The sequence below is a fragment of the Pseudomonas sp. 13B_3.2_Bac1 genome, assembly GCF_025466205.1.
Lineage (GTDB): Bacteria > Pseudomonadota > Gammaproteobacteria > Pseudomonadales > Pseudomonadaceae > Aquipseudomonas > Aquipseudomonas fluorescens_H.
This window is the reverse complement of record NZ_JANLOG010000122.1, coordinates 1-3,646: the sequence shown is the minus strand read 5'-3', so window position 1 is coordinate 3,646 and position 3,646 is coordinate 1. Positions and strand designations below refer to the sequence as shown.

At 62.7% G+C, this 3,646-nt stretch carries 3 protein-coding genes; all 3 read left to right on the top strand.

Annotated elements, in window-relative coordinates; translation table 11 throughout:
• Positions 1 to 363: 363 nt before the first annotated feature.
• Genes NTD85_RS20630 through NTD85_RS20620 form a run of 3 tightly spaced genes read left to right on the top strand, consistent with a single transcriptional unit; the run spans position 364 to position 3,536 of the window.
• Entirely contained in the window at positions 364 to 1,773 is a 1,410-nt protein-coding gene (locus NTD85_RS20630; RefSeq protein ID WP_003223227.1) for a circularly permuted type 2 ATP-grasp protein, read from the top strand.
• Between the two features lie 12 nt (positions 1,774 to 1,785).
• Complete coding sequence (locus tag NTD85_RS20625) at positions 1,786 to 2,736, top strand: alpha-E domain-containing protein (RefSeq protein WP_003223228.1); 951 nt, start codon at positions 1,786 to 1,788, stop codon at positions 2,734 to 2,736.
• Positions 2,733 to 3,536 carry a transglutaminase family protein gene (locus NTD85_RS20620; RefSeq protein ID WP_262143076.1) on the top strand — a complete coding sequence of 268 codons (804 nt, stop codon included), beginning with the start codon at positions 2,733 to 2,735 and terminating at the stop codon, positions 3,534 to 3,536. The genes NTD85_RS20625 and NTD85_RS20620 overlap by 4 nt, the downstream gene beginning before the upstream one ends.
• The last annotated feature ends 110 nt before the right edge of the window (positions 3,537 to 3,646 follow it).

Here is a 3,646-nt window from a genome sequence, read left to right as displayed (position 1 = left end):
CCACCGGAGAGGGTGGCTAAAAGGGAAGACCGATAAGGAGAGGAAACCGGTCAGGGTTACGGCCTGCGGGGACTGCGCTGGCAGTCCGGATCAGTTGGGCTGAAGCCTTCAACAAGGAAGTTTCCAGCGGATGCGGCGATTATCCGTAGGCCGACCCAGGCAGTGAAATCAACTCTGACTATGCTGGTGATAGGCGACAGCACTGCGTCGCAATGAGGCGGGGGCAATCAGCTTGGGGCATTTGTCGCACAGGAATGGTGCGGTGCTTGCGGCGTGATTATCCAAGCGATTGAAATCAAAGCGTTTATGCCGATGGCACGGGCCTTGCGAAGGCCTGTAGGTCCGGGTGACAAGGAGTACGGCATGATCCGCACCTATTTTGATGAAATGTACGATGTCGGCGGCCAGGTCCGCCCGCATTACCGGGAGTTCGCCCGCTGGCTGGCCGACACGCCTGACGAGTTGCTGGCACAACGGCGACGTGAGGCCGATCTGCTGTTCCACCGGGCGGGAATCACCTTTACGCTCTATGGGGACGAGCAGGGCACCGAGCGCCTGATTCCTTTCGACACCATTCCGCGCAGCATTCCCGCCAGCGAGTGGCGGATCGTCGAGCGTGGCTGCATCCAGCGGGTCAAGGCGTTGAACATGTTCCTCGCCGACCTTTATCACGAGCAGCGCATCATCAAGGCCGGGATCATCCCCGCCGAACAGGTGCTGGCCAACGAGCAGTATCAGTTGGCGATGCAGGGCCTGGATCTGCACCGCGACATCTATTCGCACATCTCCGGCGTCGATCTGGTGCGCGATGGCGACGGCACTTATTACGTGCTCGAAGACAACCTGCGCACGCCGAGCGGCGTCAGCTACATGCTCGAAGACCGCAAGATGATGATGCGCCTGTTCCCGGAGCTGTTCGCCGCCCAGCGCATTGCGCCCATCGACCACTACCCGAACCTGTTGCTCGACACGCTGAAGAGTTCCAGCCCGATCGATGACCCGAGTGTGGTGGTGCTGACGCCGGGGCGCTTTAACAGTGCGTTCTTCGAACATGCTTTTCTGGCGCGGGAAATGGGCGTTGAACTGGTGGAGGGCGCCGATCTGTTCGTGCGCGACGACAAGGTCTTCATGCGCACCACCGACGGGCCGAAAGCGGTGGACGTGATCTACCGCCGTCTCGATGACGCGTTCCTCGATCCGCTGGCGTTCAATCCTGATTCGATGCTCGGTGTACCGGGACTGTTGTCGTCGTATCGCTCGGGCAACGTGGTGCTGGCCAATGCCATCGGCACCGGGGTTGCGGATGACAAATCGGTGTACCCGTTTGTCACCGAGATGATCCGTTTCTACCTTGACGAAGAACCGATTCTGAAAAACGTGCCGACCTGGCAGTGCCGCAACCCCTCTGAACTTTCCCACGTACTGGCCAATCTTCCGGATCTGGTCGTCAAGGAAACTCAGGGCTCCGGCGGTTACGGGATGCTGGTGGGGCCGGCGTCGACGACGGCGGAAATCGATGCGTTCCGCGAGCGGATCAAAGCCAAGCCTCACGCATATATCGCGCAACCAACGCTGTCGCTGTCGACCTGTCCGACCTTTGTCGAAAACGGCATTGCGCCGCGCCATATCGACCTGCGTCCATTTGTGCTGTCAGGCCGCGAAACCCGGGTTGTGCCCGGCGGTTTGACCCGTGTCGCCCTGCGCGAAGGCTCCCTGGTAGTGAACTCCTCCCAGGGTGGCGGAACCAAGGACACCTGGGTGGTCGAGGATTGAAGGAAGCTTGCCATGTTAAGTAGAACTGCCTCGGATCTGTACTGGATGTCGCGTTACCTGGAGCGGGCGGAAAATCTCGCGCGCATGCTCGATGTCAGCTATTCGCTGTCGCTGATGCCGCAGGACGGTCGCGGCGACGGTCTGCACGAACTGGCCATGCCGCTGATGATCACCGGCACCCTCGACGATTATCTGGAGCGTCACGGCGAACTGCACGCCGAACGCCTGCTGCACTTTTTCGCCCTTGATGCGGCCAACCCGGCGAGCATCTACAGCTGCCTCGGTGCGGCACGGGCCAGTGCGCATGCGGTGCGCGGGCGGATCACCGCGGACATGTGGGAAAACATCAACGCCACCTGGCTGGAGATTCGCGGCATTGCCGAACAGGGCCTCAGCCGCTACGGCATGAGCCGTTTCTGCGAGTGGATCAAGGAGCGCTCGCACCTGTTCCGTGGTGCGTCCTACGGCACGATCATGCGCAACGATGCATTCCGCTTCATTCGTCTGGGGACGTTTATCGAGCGTGCGGATAACACGCTGCGCCTGCTCGATGCACGCTACGAAATGGCCGGCGATCAGGCCGAGGCCGTCAGTGACGGCACCGCCCACGCCTACTATCAATGGAGTGCGCTGCTGCGGGCGTTGTCGTCGTTCGAGGCCTACACCGAGATCTACCGCGATGCCCCCGGCGCCCGGCATGTCGCCGAGCTGCTGCTGTTGCGCGCCGATGTGCCGCGCTCGTTGCGCGCCTGCACCGAGGAAATCGACCAGATCCTCGCCCAGTTGCCGGGCGCCAACGGCCGTCCGGCACAACGCCTGGCCGCTGAGATGGACGCGCGGCTGCGTTACACCGGCATCAACGAAATCCTCGCCGAAGGCCTGCACGCCTGGCTCACCGAATTCATCCCGCTGGTGCGCCAACTGGGCAACGCGATTCACAGTTCATACCTGGAGGCTGCATGAGACTTTCCATTAGCCACGAGACCACCTATCACTATGAAGATCAGGTGCGGGCGAGCATCCAGTATCTGCGCCTGACCCCGCACGACAGCGAGCGTCAGCATGTGTTGAGCTGGCAGCTCGACCTGCCGCGTCCGGTGCGTGCCCAGCTCGATCCGTTCGGCAATATTCTGCATGTGCTGACCATGGATGAGCCGCACGAAGCGATCATCATCGGCGCCCGGGGGCAGGTCGATATCGACGAATTGCGCGAGGCCGAGCATGAGAGCCAGTCGGCGCTGCCGTTCTTGCGCTTTACCCGTTTGACCGAGGCGGACGAGGCGCTACGGGCGTTCGCGGCAAGATCCTGCAAGCAGCGGCGTGATCGCACGGCGCTGATCGACCTGATGCATGGCTTGAATCAGCACATGACCTACACGCCGGGTTCGACCGAAGTCGATACCAGCGCCGCCGAAGCCTTCACCGGGCGCGCCGGGGTTTGCCAGGATCACACCCATGCATTTCTGGCGTGCGCACGCAGCCTGGGGATTCCGTCGCGGTATGTGTCGGGTTATCTGTACAGCGAGGACGCCGAGCACCTGGCCAGTCACGCCTGGGCCGAAGCGTGGCTGGATGACGCCTGGTACAGCTTTGATGTGACCAACCAATTGGCCCGACCGGAGCGGCACTTGAAACTGGCGGTGGGCCTGGATTATCTGGACGCCTGCCCGGTACGCGGCATGCGCCGGGGCGGCGGGAGTGAGCAGATGCATGCGAAGGTGTTCGTGTCGCCGACGCCGGTTATCTCCGTGCAACAACAATAACGGGTTCACACGTAACCCTTGTAGGAGTGGGGGGGGGGGGGGGGGGGGGGGGGGGGGGGGGGGGGGGGGGGGGGGGGCGCGGCGGGGGGGGGGGGGGGGCGGGGGGGCGG

Coding starts and splice junctions, on each gene's coding strand:
- NTD85_RS20630 (WP_003223227.1), top strand. CDS start 364: ATGATCCGCACCTATTTTGATGAAATGTACGATGTCGGCGGCCAGGTC.
- NTD85_RS20625 (WP_003223228.1), top strand. CDS start 1,786: ATGTTAAGTAGAACTGCCTCGGATCTGTACTGGATGTCGCGTTACCTG.
- NTD85_RS20620 (WP_262143076.1), top strand. CDS start 2,733: ATGAGACTTTCCATTAGCCACGAGACCACCTATCACTATGAAGATCAG.